Raw genomic sequence first — 13,183 nt, forward strand, 5'->3', positions numbered from 1 at the left:
CGCCGGCGCCCCGCCCCGCCCCACCCATCGAGAGCCGAGGCCCTCCGTGCCGACCACACAGGACGTGAAGACGATGAACGAAGCCAAGAAGCCCTACCTGACCGGCCACTACGCCCCCGTGGTCGACGAGGTCACCGCGACCGACCTGACGGTGGAGGGCACCCTCCCGCCCGAGCTGACCGGCCGGCTGCTCCGCAACAGCCACAACCCCAAGCCCGGCATCACCCCCACCCACTGGTTCAAGGGCAGCGGCATGGTCCACGGCATCCGGCTGCGGGACGGCCGCGCCGAGTGGTACCGCAACCGGTGGGTGCACACTCCCGCCCTGGACGGCGCCCCCTACATGACCGAACACGGCCCCGACCTGACCGCGAGCACCGCCGGCACCCATGTGATCGAGCATGCCGGCCGGCTGCTGGCCCTCAGCGAGGCCGCCCTGCCCTTCGAGCTCACCGCCGACCTGGAGACCGTGGGCGCCTACGACTTCGGCGGCAAGCTGACCTCGGCGATGACCGCCCACCCCAAGGAGGACCCCGTCACCGGGGAGCTCCACTTCTTCGCCTCCTCACCGTTCCCGCCGTTCCTGATCCACCACGTGGCCTCGGCCGACGGGAAGGTCCTCGACAGCCGGGAGGTGCCGGGGGCGAGCGCGGCGCTGAAGCACGACTTCGCGCTGACCGCGCACCACGTGGTCTTCCTGGAGGGGTCGGTGACCTTCGACCCCACCGAGCACTCCGGCATCCCGTACGGCTGGAGCGAGGACCAGGTCTCCCGGATCGGAGTGATGCCCCGGGGCGCGGGCGGCGCGGCCCGCATCCGCTGGTTCGAGATCGCCCCCGGCTACGGAATGCACTTCGCCAACGCGTTCGAGGACGCGCGCGGCCGGATCGTCGTGGAGGGCCCGACCGTCGGCCGCACGGGCTGGCAGCGCTCCTGGAACTGGTGGGTCGGCGCCCCCGACCGCGGCGCCGAGCCCAACTCGGGCTCCCGTGGCCGCCGCTGGACCGTCGACCTGGCCGCCGGGAGGGTCACCGAGGAGCAGACGGACGACCTGACCGTGGAGTTCCCCACCATCAACGACGCCTACCTGGGCCGGGAACACCGCTACCAGTACGCCCTGTCGTTCCCGGACGACCTCGGCGTCGGCAACCACAGTCTGGTCAAGTACGACCGCACCACCGGCGAACGCCAGGTCCTGCCCTTCGGTACCGGCCGGTTGCCCGGCGAGGCCGTGTTCGTGCCGGCCGCCGACGCGGGCGCCGGCGACGAGGACGCCGGCTACCTGCTGACCGTGGTCAGCGATCTGAACGCCGACGCCTCGCAGTTGCTCGTCCTGGACGCGACCGACCTCGCCCTCCCGCCGGTCGCCACCGTGCACCTCCCCCGCCGGGTCCCCGCCCAGATCCACGGCTCCTGGATCCCCGACACCGCGCGAGGGTCGGAGGCGGAGGCGGAGGCGGAGGCGGCCTAGTCGTCGGAGGGAAGCACCTCCGAGGGGTCGAAGGCCTCGTCGAGCGACTTCATCAGCCGGTCCCGTTCGACCTCGTCGAGCGGGACCGGCCGCACGTCCACCGCGTCCGTCAGCCTCCGGAACCCGCCCCGCCGCTGGAGCCGCCCGCTGACCCGGATCGGCAGTCCCACCAGGTGGGCGTGGCCGGCGACCCGGTACGACTCCTCGTCCAGGGCGGCCCGTACGTACGGCACCTCGGCCCCGGACAGCACCCGCAGCCGCACCGTCCCGCCGCCGCCCGCCGCCGAGCGCCGCATCCGGACCACGGCCCCGGCCAGCCGGACGGGGATCGCCGGCTCGTCCCGGGTGTACCGGTCGGCCGCCTCGCGCAGCACCGGCAGGTCGCCCGGGGAGAACTCCACCGCCTCGGGCCGGGCCGCGCACCCGGCCGGGACGCCCGCCGCCGGAGCCCATGCCAACGCGATCCGGGCCCCCTCCGAGCCCCGTACGAGGGCGATCAGGGCGTCGGCGAGTTCGCGGCTGACGCCGGCCTCCACCGCCGCGTCGAAGGCCTCCATGCCGCCGGTGGCCCGCCGGTAGTCCACGGCCTCGCGGGCGGCGTGCAGCGCGTGGTGCAGCCGGGCGGTGATGCCCCGCCCGCCGTCCACCGGGACGTACGCGGCGAGTCGCCGGCCGCCCGGCGAGGGCCCCACCAACACCCCGTCCAGGGCCCGTTCGGCCTGCGCCCGGTGACGCGCCCCGTAGTACCCGGCGCGGGCGTGCGCCGCCAGGGCGCCGGCGAGCAGCAGTTGCCGGGCCGCCGAGCGGAGTTGCTCCTGCACGGGCCAGGCCTCGGCGCCCCGCGCCGGGTACGTCCCCTCGGGGAACTCCCGTTCCCAGCGGATCTCGTCGCTCGGCACGCTCAACCCGAACAGCACCTCCCGCGCCGAGGGCAGCCCGCTGTGCGCCAGCGCGGCCAACGCCTCGTCCAGCAGGTCCGCGCAGTCGGGGAAGGTCCGGCTCTCGGGGACGAGCAGGCTGGTGCCGGGGTGCCCGGGCGGCGCCCACCTTCCGTACCGACCGGCGGCCCCGCCGCGCCGCAGCCAGCCGTGCCGGTGCAGCAGCGCGCCCAGCACGGCGGGATCGACCTTCGCGGGGTCGGGCGTGGCGGCGTCCGCGTACCCGGTGGGATCCGGGGGCGTCAGCGGCTCCGGGCGCGGTGAGTACCGTTCCATCAAGGTGTCCCTCCCGACCCGACCCGGGTCATGATCTCGCACAGCGCCCGGTCGTCGAAGATCCGCGCGGTCGGGATCCGTACGGTGGTCCGGCGCCGGCCGGTCACGGGCTGTCCGGCGAGGTTGGTCCAGTAGCAGCAGTGCCGCAGGTCGAGCCGGTCGTGTCCGGCGGCCAGCCACTGTTCGCGCTCCCTCGGTACGAGCATCACCACGAGGATCTTGTGGACGGCGACGGGAGTGCGCGCCAGTTTCACGAGGTGCTCGTTGTCGAGGGTGAAGCCGAAGGTGGCCCCGGCCGGCCGGGGCGGTGTCTGGTAGGTCGCCTTCAACTGCACCTTGATGGTGACCTCGTCGTCGACGACGTGCTCGGGGGCGCCGTGGCTGACGTGCCAGTCGATGCCGTTGTCCGGAAAGGGCTGGGACAGCGAGCAGCCGGCCGCGGCCGCGACGGCGTGCAGGTATCCCACCTGGAGGGTCTCCATGCAGGCGGTGGTGGCGAGTGTGCCGCGCAACGGTCCGGTTCCCGCGTCCGACCGCGGGCCGATCCGCGCCGGCGGCACCCCGAACGGTTCGGGCTGTGTGAGCGCCATGGCGGCTCCCCCATGCCTTCCGGGCTCCGCGGAGTGAGGATGTCGGGGTGACGACCGGTCATGCGTGCGTTCCCCCGCAGAAGTTGTCTCCGCAGCGGACGCGTCGCAAACGGCGTACGGGGCAAACAGCCCGGGTATCACCGATTCGGGCAAGGGCGGCGTGAACCGGGTGCGCCCCACCTGCCGACCGGGGACGAGGAGTTCGCCATGACACGCTGGTACGAGGGCCCGCTGGCCGCATTCGACACGGAGACCACCGGAGTGGACGTCGAGCAGGATCGGATCGTGTCCGCCGCGCTCGTCGTGCAGGAGTGTGCGGGCGGTCGTGTCCGCTCCACGCGCTGGCTGGTCAATCCCGGCGTCCCGGTACCCCCGGGCGCCACGGAAGTGCACGGTCTGACCGATGAGCACCTGCAGCGCCACGGCCGTTGGCCGGCGCCGGTGGTGGAGGAGATAGCCCGCGCGCTGGCCGAGCAGCAGGTGGCGGGCCGGCCGGTGGTGGTGATGAACGCGCCCTTCGATCTGACGCTGCTGGACCGGGAGTTGCGCCGGCACCGGGCGTCGTCGCTGGGGCGCTATCTGGACAACCGGCCGCTGACGGTGCTGGATCCGCGGGTGCTGGACAAGCACCTGGACCGCTACCGCAAGGGTCGCCGGACGCTGACGGACCTGTGCGAGCACTACGGCATAGAGCTGGAGGGCGCCCACGACGCGTCGGCGGACGCACTGGCCTCGCTGGAGGTCGTCCGGGCGGTCGGGCGCCGGTTCTCGGGTCGGCTGGAGCGGCTGACACCGGCCGAGCTGCACACGCTGCAGGCGGTGTGGCACGCGGCGCAGGCGCGGGGGCTCCAGGCCTGGTTCGCCCGCCAGGGCACTCCCGAGTCGGTGGATCCGCACTGGCCGCTGCGACCGGAACTGGGGGCGGCGGCCTGAGGGCCGGGAATGCGGAAGGCCGGTCCGTCAGTGACGGACCGGCCTGTCCCGGTGGGCGATACTGGGATCGAACCAGTGACCCCTTCGGTGTGAACGAAGTGCTCTCCCGCTGAGCTAATCGCCCGGGAACGGACTGAACAATACAAGAGCCTCGGGGTCTGTTCAAACCGCTTCCGGTCGGGCCTCGGGCCGGCGGCTCGCGGCGCCCGATCCCGTTCCGCGCACCGGGTGTACTCAGGCGGATCTGAGTACGCACGCCCATGCCCCGACGGAGTGACGGGCACCACACTCCGAGCATGAACACGCCCCTGTCGCCCGCCGAGGAACTGGCGCTCATCGCCGGTGAACTCGCCCGACTCGACGCCCGTCGGGCCCATCTGGCGGCCCGCCGCGACTGGTTGCTGCGCCTGCCCCCGATCCCGTGGCCGTCGGCGCCCGCTCCCTCGCCGCCCTCGCTCCCCGTCAAGGACGCCTCGGGACGGGGCGCGCAGAACGTACTGCTGACGTTGGGCGCCGTGCTGCTCTCGGTGGCCGCGCTCACCTTCACCCTGGTCAGCTGGGGTTCCCTCGGCATCGCCGGGCGGGCCGCCGCGCTGGCCGTGGTGACGGCGGGGGCGCTCGTCGCGCCGCTGCCGCTGCTGCGTCGCGGGCTGCGGTCCACGGCCGAGTCGGTCGCCGCGCTGGGGCTGTTGCTGACGGTGCTGGACGCGTACGCGGTGCACGCCGTCGGGCTGTCGACGGTCGACGCCGCCGCGTACGCGTCGGGGGCGGCCGGTGTCCTGGCGGCGCTCTGGGCCGGGTACGGGTTCGCGTTGCCCGGGTTGTGGCTGCCGCTGCCCGTCGCCGTGGCGGCGGCGCAGCTCCCGCTGCCGCTGGCGGCGCTCGCCTGCGCGGCGAACCCGGTGGGGCTCGGTTGGGCGCTGCTGGCGACGGCCGCGCTCGACGTGGTGGCGGCGATGACGGTGCCCCGGGCGCGGGCCGCGTGGCCGGCGGGGGCCGCGCTGGGCGTGGCCGCGCTGGGGGTCGGGTGGGTGGAGTCGGCGGCCGGCCCGGGCGCGGCGGCTCCGGCGCTGTTGCTCGCGGCGGGTGCCGCGCTCGGCGTGGCGGTGGCCTGGCGGGTGCCCCGGGCTTCCGCCGCCGCCCTCGCGGGCGGTCTGGCCGCGGTCGTGGCGGTGGCCGGCCCGCTCTCCCCGCGCGGGGACACGGGCTGGGCGGCGCCGACGCACCTGGCGGTGGCCCTGGCGCTGACCCTGCCGGCGGTGGTGGGGACGGCCTCGGTCCCGGCGGCGGTGCGGCGGGGCCTGGCCCGCGCGGGGCTGGGCGTGGCCGCGGTGGCGGCGCTGTGGGCCCTGGCGTCGGTGGTCCCGGTGCTCGCGGCCCGGCTGCGGGGGCTCGGCGAGGTGTGGGCGGCGACGACCCCGGAGGTGGACCGGCCCGGTACGGGCGCGGCGGTGGCGGTGACGCTGCTGGTGACGGCGGGCGCGGCCGCCGGGGCGGCCCGGCTGCTCCCGGCCCGACCCGAGCCCGGGGTGCTCGCGGTGGTCCTGGGCTGGGCCGGGCTGTTCGCGGCCCCGGTGCTGCTCGGGTTCCCGGTGGCGGCCGTGCTCGCGGCGCAACTGTCGGTGACGGTGGCCGCGGGGGCGCTCGCGCTGCGACCCCGGCCCGACGGTTCCGGTCCCGGTTCCGGCCTCGGCATCGCGGCTGCCGGGTGCGCGCTCCTGGGGGCCGGGAACGTGGCTGTGGGGGCGCTGGACGGCCGACTGGCCACGGTCCTGGTGCTGGGGGCCCTGACGGCCGCCGGTGCGGCGGGAGCGGCGTACCGGCCCGGGCCGGGGTGGGCGCGGTCCGGGGCCGCCGTGCTCGCCGTCGGTTGGGCCACGGCGCTGGTGGTGACGCTGTGCGCCCTGTCGGACCTCGCGGTGGTGTGGTGGGCGCCGCCGGTGCTGGCGGTCCCGGCCGCGGTGGTGGCGTTCGGCCCCCGGTGGGGGGCGGTACGGCTTCCCGCCGAGGCGGCGTCGATCGCGCCGGGGATGCTCGCCCTGGCGTTGGCGGCCCCCGACCGGCCCGCGCTGGCCGTGGCGCTGGCCCTGGCCGGGGTGGTCTGCGCGACCGCGGCGGTCCGTGCGGACCGGCGCCGGCTGGGCTGGGCGGCCTGGGCGCTGTTCGTGGCGGCGACGTGGGTCCGGCTGAGCGTGTCCGGGGTGGTCTGGCCGGAGGCGTACACGCTGCCCGTGACGATCCCGGCGCTGGTGGTGGGCTTCGTACGGCGCCGCCGGGATCCGGCCGCATCGTCCTGGACGGCGTACGCGCCCGGACTGGCGGCGACCCTGCTGCCCGCCCTGATCGCGACCTGGGGCGACCCGCACTGGCAGCGACCGCTGCTGCTGGGTCTGGCATCGCCGGCCCTCACGCTGCTCGGAGCGCACCGGCGGCTCCAGGCACCGCTCCTGCTGGGCGGGGCGACGCTCGCGGCGGTGGCCCTGCACGAGCTCGCCCCGTACGTGGTCCAGGTCGTCGGCGCGCTGCCCAGGTGGCTGCCGGCGGCGCTGGTGGGCCTGTTGCTGCTGGCGGTGGGGGCGACGTACGAACGGCGGTTGCGCGACGCCCGCCGGCTGCGGGCCGCGTTCGGCCGGCTGGGGTGACGCCGCCGGGAAACGCAGAAGGCCCGGAGACGGTGAAGTCTCCGGGCCTCTGGTCCGGGTGGGCGATACTGGGTTCGAACCAGTGACCCCTTCGGTGTGAACGAAGTGCTCTCCCACTGAGCTAATCGCCCGGACGCACCGCAAACATTACCGCATGTCAGCGGTGCTCCCCGCCATCAGGGACGGATCACTGGTCCTTGATGTTCCACGGCAGCATCAGGCCGTACTTCCACAGGTAGAAGCCGACCAGCACGCCGGCGATCACGAGGCCGACGCTGGTCAGGATGATGTTGCGGCGGCGCACCTTCGGGTCGAGGGCCTTCTGGGCCGCCTCGTCCACCTTGCGCTTGGTCCAGCGCAGCACGACCTGCGCCCAGGCGAACTCGGTGCCCCAGATGAGCAGGCCGGCGAAGATCGCGAACCAGCCCGGGCCCGGCAGGACGAGCATCGCCACGCCGGCGGCGATGACGGCCAGGCCGACGATGAAGACGCCGACCTGCCAGCTCAGGTGCAGACTGCGCCGGGCCTTGATGAAGGCCGGCGCCCTCGACACGTGCGGCTGCTCTTCCGATTCCGTCTCACTGGTCGCGGACTCATGGGTCTCGCGGTCACTCCCCGTATTCATGCCACCGAATCTACCCGAGCGGGATACACGCGTGAACGGTGGTTTGGATCCGCCGTTCGAGGGACCCAGAGGTCCGCAAAACGGTCAGAGGGGTTTACAACGGCACCGTAGGTGGCATGTCGATTTCGCCGACGTGCGAATCCCCGAGCGCACACTGAGCGAAAGGCCCTGGCGCTTATGAACACCACGGTCAGCTGCGAGCTGCACCTGCGCCTCGTTGTGTCGAGCGAGTCCTCACTGCCTGTTCCCGCGGGCCTGCGGTATGACACGGCCGACCCCTACGCCGTGCACGCCACCTTCCACACCGGCGCCGAGGAGACGGTCGAATGGGTATTCGCCCGTGATCTCCTCGCCGAGGGCCTCCACCGGCCCACCGGTACCGGCGACGTCCGCGTCTGGCCGTCCCGCAGCCACGGTCAGGGCGTCGTCTGCATCGCCCTGAGCTCACCGGAGGGAGAAGCGCTGCTCGAAGCACCCGCCCGAGCACTCGAGTCGTTCCTCAAGCGGACGGACGCCGCGGTCCCACCCGGGACCGAGCACCGGCACTTCGACCTCGACAAGGAGCTCTCCCACATCCTGGCCGAAAGCTGAGCCAGGCCCACACCGGCGCGACACCGTCCGACTCGGGGCGACGGTGCGCGTCGGACAACCACATACGGTCGTGCCGGCGCTGTTCTCGCGGAAGCCAACCGCGAGAGCGGCGCCGCCGCGCTGCACGGGGGACCCGCTAGAGTCGGCCCCCAAGTGACGGCAGGCCGGTCGTCGCAGGCCCGCCCTCCAGGGAGACCTCGTGCAGATCCCCCACGACACCCGTCGCGCGCTCGACGTCGTCGTCGCGCTGGTGAACACCGCGGCCGAGCCCGGCCGCACGGACGGGCTGTCGGACCTGGGCGCACTGCGCGGATTCGTCCGCGAGTACGCGATCAGCGACGTCGGCGAGCTCGGCGCCCGCGACCTGTCCGGGGTGCGCACGGTACGCGGGAAGTTCGCCCAGGTGTTCGCGGCACCGACCTCACGCGCGGCCGCCACGCAGATCAACGAACTGGTGGCCACGGCGGGCACCACCCCCCGCCTGACCGACCACGACGGCTACGACTGGCACGTGCACTACTTCGCGCCGGGCGCCTCGCTGGGTGACCACCTGGCCGCGGACGGCGGCATGGCGCTGGCCTTCATCGTGGTCTCCGGGGAACAGGAGCGGCTTCGCCGCTGCGAGGCCCCCGACTGTCGGCGCGCCTTCGTGGACCTGTCCCGGAACCGTTCGCGTCGCTACTGCGACAGCCGGACCTGCGGGAACCGGTTGCACGTGGCCGCGTACCGGGCGCGCCGAAAGGAAGCGGACGCGCACGGCTCAGAGCAGGAAGAGGTCGTGCACGGCGGCGAGCAGCAGCAGCGTTCCGATCACCCCTAGGAAGATCATCAGGGGCGGCTGGGAGAGCGCGTAGAGACAACCGCGTCCTTCTTCGGCGACGGGGGCCTCGGCGACGGGGGCGGGAGCCTGCGGCTCACCCTGCGATGTGTCGAGCATGTCGGGGCGATGATCGCGCAGCGCGACCCGATCCGGCGATCAACACGCCAACGAACACGCGGGAGTTCGTCAGTTCCCGTCCGTTCGTACACGCCCCGTCCTCACCCCCGGGGCCGGCCCCGGGGGGGCCCGACCGGATCAGATGCCGTGCTTCTTGAGGATCGCCTCGATGTCGGAGAAGTCGTCCGCGGGCGCCGCCGGGGCCCGGCCCGCGGCGGGTCGGGGCGCACCGGCGCCGAGGGAGGGTGCGGAGGCGTTCGGGGCGACGGCCTCGGGCGCCTGCCGCCCCTTGGCGGCCCTGGGCTCCTTCGGCGGCTTCCCGCCCTTGGCGAGCGCACGGCGTTCGACGGCGCGGGTGGTCATGAAGAGCAGCCAGGACAGGCCCAGGAGCCCGAAGCCGATCCAGACGGACGGCTTGAAGACCATCCCGGACACCCACTCCACGACGCCCGTCAGCACCAGGGCCACCGGGACCAGCGAGTAGGCGGCGATCCGGGTGGCGGCCAGGAAGCGCTTGCGGTAGGCCGTCACCGCGGCCAAGCCCAGGCCCGCCGCGGACACCGCGGAACATATGGTCTCGGCAAGCATGCTGTCCTCCAGGGCAGGGCTGTGAGTCAGGCTTGGGCGTTCTGTCCCTATCCATCCTGCACCGGGCGGCACCGCCACGGCCACGCCCGGAACGGATCCCGCGCCGATCTCCGGGACATCTCCGGGTCGCGCCTCCTCCCCGGGTACCGGTGGGTGGGGGTGCTCGGAGGTCCGGACCCTGCTGGGAGACTGTCCCCATGACCGATTCCCACGCCCCCGCCGCCACCTCCGCCACCGCCTCCGTCGTCCTGGAGGTGTGGTGCGAGCTCCAGTGCCCGGACTGCCACGCCGCCCTGGACGACGTGCGCGCCCTGCGGGCCCGTTACGGCGACCGGCTGGACATCGTGCTGCGCCATTTCCCGCTGGAGAAGCACAAGCACTCCTTCGCCGCCGCGCAGGCCGCCGAGGAGGCCGTGGAGCAGGGCCAGGGCTGGCCGTACGTGGAGGCCGTACTGGCCCGCACCGCGGAACTCACCCGGGTCGGCGAGCCCGTCCTGCTGGACGTGGCACGCGAACTCGGCCTGGATGTCGAGGAGTTCGACACCGCCCTGGTCGACGGGCGGCACATCCTGATCGTCGACGCCGACCAGGCCGAGGGCAAGGCGATCGGCGTGACCGGCACCCCGACGTACGTGATCGGTGGCGAACGCCTCGACGGCGGCAAGAGCCAGGACGGGCTGCGCGCCCGCATCGAGGAGATCGCCGACCGCCTGCTGGCCGTCTGACCGAGCTCCGGCTCAGATCAGGTCCTTGGCGAGGTTGAGACGGGTCGTGCGGTAGCCGAGGGACTCGTAGAGCCGTCGGGCCGGGGTGTTGGTGGTGAAGACGTGGAGCCCCAGGGTCCGTTGGCCGTCGGCGAGGGCGACACGCTCGGCGAGCAGCATCAGGTCCCGGCCGTGACCGCGCCCGCGGTGCTCTTCGGCCACCTCGACGTCGAAGACGTACGCGCCACCGTCGAGCCGCGCGACCCACAGCGTCCCGACGGTGGCGTCGCCCGCCTCCAGGACGGACAGCGAGACTCCCGGACTGGCCAGTCCCCGGGGCAGGTTGGTGTCGTGGTCGGCCTCCGCCTTGGCGGCCGCGGCCTGCGGGGACATGCCGCGCTCGACCCAGAGCGCGGCGTAACTCGCGCGGGCGAGGGCCTCCCACTCCTCGTACTCGGCCGGCGTCATGGGCCGGCCCGTCACCCCCTCACGCGCGGCGGGCGGCTCGGCGGGGAGTTCCTTGACCATGTTGCGGCCGTACTCGACGTACCCGAGGATCTCCGCCAACCGCTGCCCGCCCGCCGATTCGACGGGCGCCGAGACGCGGACCCGACGGCAGCCCCAGCCCCGCAGCACTTCCTCCGCGGCGAGCGCCGCGACCGTGGCCCGACCCCGCCGGCGGTCGGGCTCGTCGACGGCGAGGTCGCGGATCTGACCGACGGCGGGTCCGAAGGAGGGGTCCGTGGCGATCGTCAGCGCGCCGACGCGCCTGCTGTTGACGCGGATCTCGTACGGGCGCGAGCGCGCGCCGCCGTCGCTCTGCTGAAGCGGCCCGCTCGGCCGCAGGGTGGTGGTCATCGTCGAGTTCTACCCGCCGGGCGGCCTCCGCGACAGTGCCCGTCCCCGAGGGGGCCACGCGCCGGCGCGGGCGGGGGTCACGGATCGAGGTCCTCGCCCGCCTGCTCGTCGAAGATCCGCATCGCGCGGGCGGTGACCGGCCCGGGGGCGGCGAGGTCTCGTCCGTCGATCCGGTGGACGGCCTGAACGTCGCGCAGGGTCGAGGTCAGGAAGACCTCCTCGGCGTACTCCAGGGCGTCGAGGGGCAGATCGGTCTCCTTGGCGCCGATCCACCGCACGGTCAGCTCCCGGGTGATGCCCGCGAGGCAACCCGAGGAGACCGGCGGGGTGTGCGCCTGTCCGTCGAGGACCACGAAGACGTTGGAGCCGGTGCCCTCGCAGAGCCGCCCGACGGTGTTGCCGAACAGCGCCTCACTGGCCCCGGCCGCGTGCGCGCGGGCGAGCGCCACCACGTTCTCGGCGTACGAGGTGGTCTTCAGCCCGGTCACGGCCGAGCGCTCGTTGCGCACCCACGGCACGGTGATCACGGCGGTGGTGTCCGGGCGGCGGGTCGTCGGGCCGACCGCCACGATCAGGGTGGGACCCGCCTCGCCGCGATCGGATCCGAGCGGGGACACCCCGCCGGTGTAGGTGATCCGCAGCCGGCCGAGCGGCATCGGGTTGGACTTCAGCACCTCGGCGCAGGCGCGGCGCACCTCGTCGAGGTCGGGGTCGGGCAGGCCGAGGCCGCGCGCCGAGCGGGTCAGTCGGTCCAGGTGGCGGGTGAGCGCGAAGGGTTGTCCCTCGCTCGCCCGGAGCGTCTCGAAGACGCCGTCCCCCACGGTCAGCCCGTGGTCCAGCACCGACACCTTCGCATCGTCCACGTCCCGCACTGTGCCGCCGAGCCAGATCTTCACCGCACGCTCCCCGCGCTCAGCCCGTGCTTCTCGGGCGTGCCGGAGGCGACGCCGAGCAGCCGGGCGGCCTTCAATTCCGTTTCCGCCCATTCCCGGTCCGGGTCGGACCCCCAGGTGATCCCCGCGCCGGTGCCGAAGCACAGGCGGGGTCCGCCCGCTGCCGCGCGGTCGATCCAGAAGGTCCGGATGCCGACGGCGAGCTCGGCGGTGCCCTGATCGGCGTCGACCCACCCGATGCCGCCACAGTAGGGGCCGCGCGGGGCGGTCTCCAGCTCTTCGATGATCCGCAGCGCGGAGGATTTGGGGGCGCCGGTCACCGAGCCGGGCGGGAAGGTCGCCCCGAGCAGCTCCGCCCAGCCCGCGCCCTCGGCGAGTTCACCGCTGACGGTGGACACGAGGTGGACCAGCCCGGGATGCTCCTCGACCTCGCACAGGGCGGGGACGGCGATGGAGCCGGTGGCGCAGACGCGGCCCAGGTCGTTGCGCACGAGGTCCACGATCATCACGTTCTCGGCGTGGTCCTTGGGGAGCAGGTCGGCCACCGTCCGGCCGGTGCCCTTGATGGGGCCCGACTCCACGTGCCGGCCGCTGCGGCGCAGGTACAGCTCGGGCGAGGCGGTCGCGATCTCGACGCCGCGCGCCGGCAGCCGAATCGTTCCTGCGTAGGGCGCCGGATTACCGCGCGCGAGCAGCGCGGTGAGGGCGTCGACGTCGGCGGTGGCCGCGTCGGGCAGCGGCGCCGACATCACCCGGCACAGGTTCGCCTGGTAGACCTCGCCCTTGGCGATGTACTCGCGCACGCGCCGGACGCCGGCCACGTACGCGGCGCGGTCGAGCGAGGAGACCCAGCCGTCGGCGGCGGGACCTCGCCAGGCGCCGGGCACCGGCGCGGGGACGGGGTCGGGGCGTACGTCGCCGAACCGCGCGCAGACCAGTCGCCCCTCGAAATCGGCGGCCACGGCCCAGAAGCCGGTGGAGTCGAGGGCGCAGGGGTCGCTGGTGACATCGCGGAGATCGGTCGCGAGGCGGCCGCCGAAGCGGGCCAGGGGGGGCAGGTCGTGCACGGCTGCGAGTCTATGACCGGTGACGGGATCCCGCCGGTGCGGTGACGTCCGGGTGACCGGCGGTGATCGA

Annotated in this window: 14 protein-coding genes and 2 tRNA genes; 6 read left to right on the forward strand and 10 right to left on the reverse strand. The window is 74.1% G+C overall.

The window, feature by feature from the left end:
- The first annotated feature begins 73 nt into the window (after positions 1-73).
- Positions 74-1,471 (forward strand): carotenoid oxygenase family protein, encoded by a 1,398-nt coding sequence (locus ACFYW3_RS17010; RefSeq protein WP_389386655.1) that lies wholly within the window; start codon positions 74-76, stop codon positions 1,469-1,471.
- Here the strand turns inward: ACFYW3_RS17010 and ACFYW3_RS17015 are convergent.
- Positions 1,468-2,685 carry a hypothetical protein gene (locus tag ACFYW3_RS17015; RefSeq protein ID WP_351760901.1) on the reverse strand — a complete coding sequence of 406 codons (1,218 nt, stop codon included), beginning with the start codon at positions 2,683-2,685 and terminating at the stop codon, positions 1,468-1,470. The two genes, ACFYW3_RS17010 and ACFYW3_RS17015, sit on opposite strands and share 4 nt — an antisense overlap.
- Positions 2,685-3,275, reverse strand: a complete 591-nt coding sequence (locus ACFYW3_RS17020; protein ID WP_351760898.1) for a DUF4365 domain-containing protein — start codon at positions 3,273-3,275, stop codon at positions 2,685-2,687. The genes ACFYW3_RS17015 and ACFYW3_RS17020 overlap by 1 nt, the downstream gene beginning before the upstream one ends.
- 207 nt (positions 3,276-3,482) lie before the next feature.
- On the opposite strand from ACFYW3_RS17020, the gene ACFYW3_RS17025 reads away from it, so the two are divergent.
- A complete protein-coding gene (locus ACFYW3_RS17025) occupies positions 3,483-4,208 on the forward strand; it encodes a 3'-5' exonuclease (protein WP_351760895.1) in 726 nt (241 codons plus the stop codon).
- A 52-nt stretch (positions 4,209-4,260) separates the two neighbouring features.
- On the opposite strand, the gene ACFYW3_RS17030 is transcribed toward ACFYW3_RS17025, so the two are convergent.
- Positions 4,261-4,332 (reverse strand) — tRNA-Val (locus tag ACFYW3_RS17030).
- A gap of 172 nt (positions 4,333-4,504) precedes the next feature.
- On the opposite strand from ACFYW3_RS17030, the gene ACFYW3_RS17035 reads away from it, so the two are divergent.
- Positions 4,505-6,850, forward strand: a complete 2,346-nt coding sequence (locus ACFYW3_RS17035) for an SCO7613 C-terminal domain-containing membrane protein (protein WP_389386656.1) — start codon at positions 4,505-4,507, stop codon at positions 6,848-6,850.
- 59 nt (positions 6,851-6,909) lie between these two features.
- Here ACFYW3_RS17035 and ACFYW3_RS17040 read toward each other — a convergent pair.
- Positions 6,910-6,981 (reverse strand) — tRNA-Val (locus ACFYW3_RS17040).
- Positions 6,982-7,037: 56 nt separating this feature from the next.
- Positions 7,038-7,475, reverse strand: a complete 438-nt coding sequence (locus tag ACFYW3_RS17045) for a TIGR02611 family protein (RefSeq protein ID WP_351760889.1) — start codon at positions 7,473-7,475, stop codon at positions 7,038-7,040.
- 177 nt (positions 7,476-7,652) lie between these two features.
- Between ACFYW3_RS17045 and ACFYW3_RS17050 the strand changes: the two genes are divergently transcribed.
- Positions 7,653-8,066 carry an SsgA family sporulation/cell division regulator gene (locus ACFYW3_RS17050; protein WP_030011909.1) on the forward strand — a complete coding sequence of 138 codons (414 nt, stop codon included), beginning with the start codon at positions 7,653-7,655 and terminating at the stop codon, positions 8,064-8,066.
- A gap of 199 nt (positions 8,067-8,265) precedes the next feature.
- A complete protein-coding gene (locus tag ACFYW3_RS17055) occupies positions 8,266-8,886 on the forward strand; it encodes a CGNR zinc finger domain-containing protein (RefSeq protein WP_351760886.1) in 621 nt (206 codons plus the stop codon).
- On the opposite strand, the gene ACFYW3_RS17060 is transcribed toward ACFYW3_RS17055, so the two are convergent.
- Together ACFYW3_RS17060 and ACFYW3_RS17065 are read right to left on the reverse strand one after the other, a co-directional pair.
- The gene (locus tag ACFYW3_RS17060; protein ID WP_351760883.1) at positions 8,827-9,003 is read right to left on the reverse strand and encodes a hypothetical protein; all 177 of its coding nucleotides are present in this window, start codon (positions 9,001-9,003) and stop codon (positions 8,827-8,829) included. The genes ACFYW3_RS17055 and ACFYW3_RS17060 overlap by 60 nt on opposite strands.
- Positions 9,004-9,141: 138 nt before the next feature.
- Positions 9,142-9,591, reverse strand: coding sequence for a hypothetical protein (locus tag ACFYW3_RS17065; RefSeq protein ID WP_389386657.1), 450 nt, complete (start codon positions 9,589-9,591; stop codon positions 9,142-9,144).
- A 197-nt stretch (positions 9,592-9,788) separates the two neighbouring features.
- On the opposite strand from ACFYW3_RS17065, the gene ACFYW3_RS17070 reads away from it, so the two are divergent.
- Complete coding sequence (locus ACFYW3_RS17070) at positions 9,789-10,316, forward strand: DsbA family protein (protein WP_389386658.1); 528 nt, start codon at positions 9,789-9,791, stop codon at positions 10,314-10,316.
- Positions 10,317-10,328: 12 nt separating this feature from the next.
- On the opposite strand, the gene ACFYW3_RS17075 is transcribed toward ACFYW3_RS17070, so the two are convergent.
- The 3 genes from ACFYW3_RS17075 to ACFYW3_RS17085 form a co-directional block, all read right to left on the reverse strand.
- Positions 10,329-11,153, reverse strand: a complete 825-nt coding sequence (locus ACFYW3_RS17075; RefSeq protein ID WP_389386659.1) for a GNAT family N-acetyltransferase — start codon at positions 11,151-11,153, stop codon at positions 10,329-10,331.
- Between the two features lie 77 nt (positions 11,154-11,230).
- On the reverse strand, positions 11,231-12,049 hold the full coding sequence (locus tag ACFYW3_RS17080) for an aminodeoxychorismate lyase (protein WP_351760872.1): 819 nt from the start codon (positions 12,047-12,049) through the stop codon (positions 11,231-11,233).
- Positions 12,046-13,113: a chorismate-binding protein gene (locus ACFYW3_RS17085; protein WP_389386660.1), complete on the reverse strand. Its 1,068-nt coding sequence runs from the start codon at positions 13,111-13,113 to the stop codon at positions 12,046-12,048. The genes ACFYW3_RS17080 and ACFYW3_RS17085 overlap by 4 nt, the downstream gene beginning before the upstream one ends.
- Positions 13,114-13,183: the final 70 nt, after the last annotated feature.

Origin of the sequence: Streptomyces sp. NPDC002602, from assembly GCF_042889445.1 — a bacterium.
Lineage (GTDB): Bacteria > Actinomycetota > Actinomycetes > Streptomycetales > Streptomycetaceae > Streptomyces.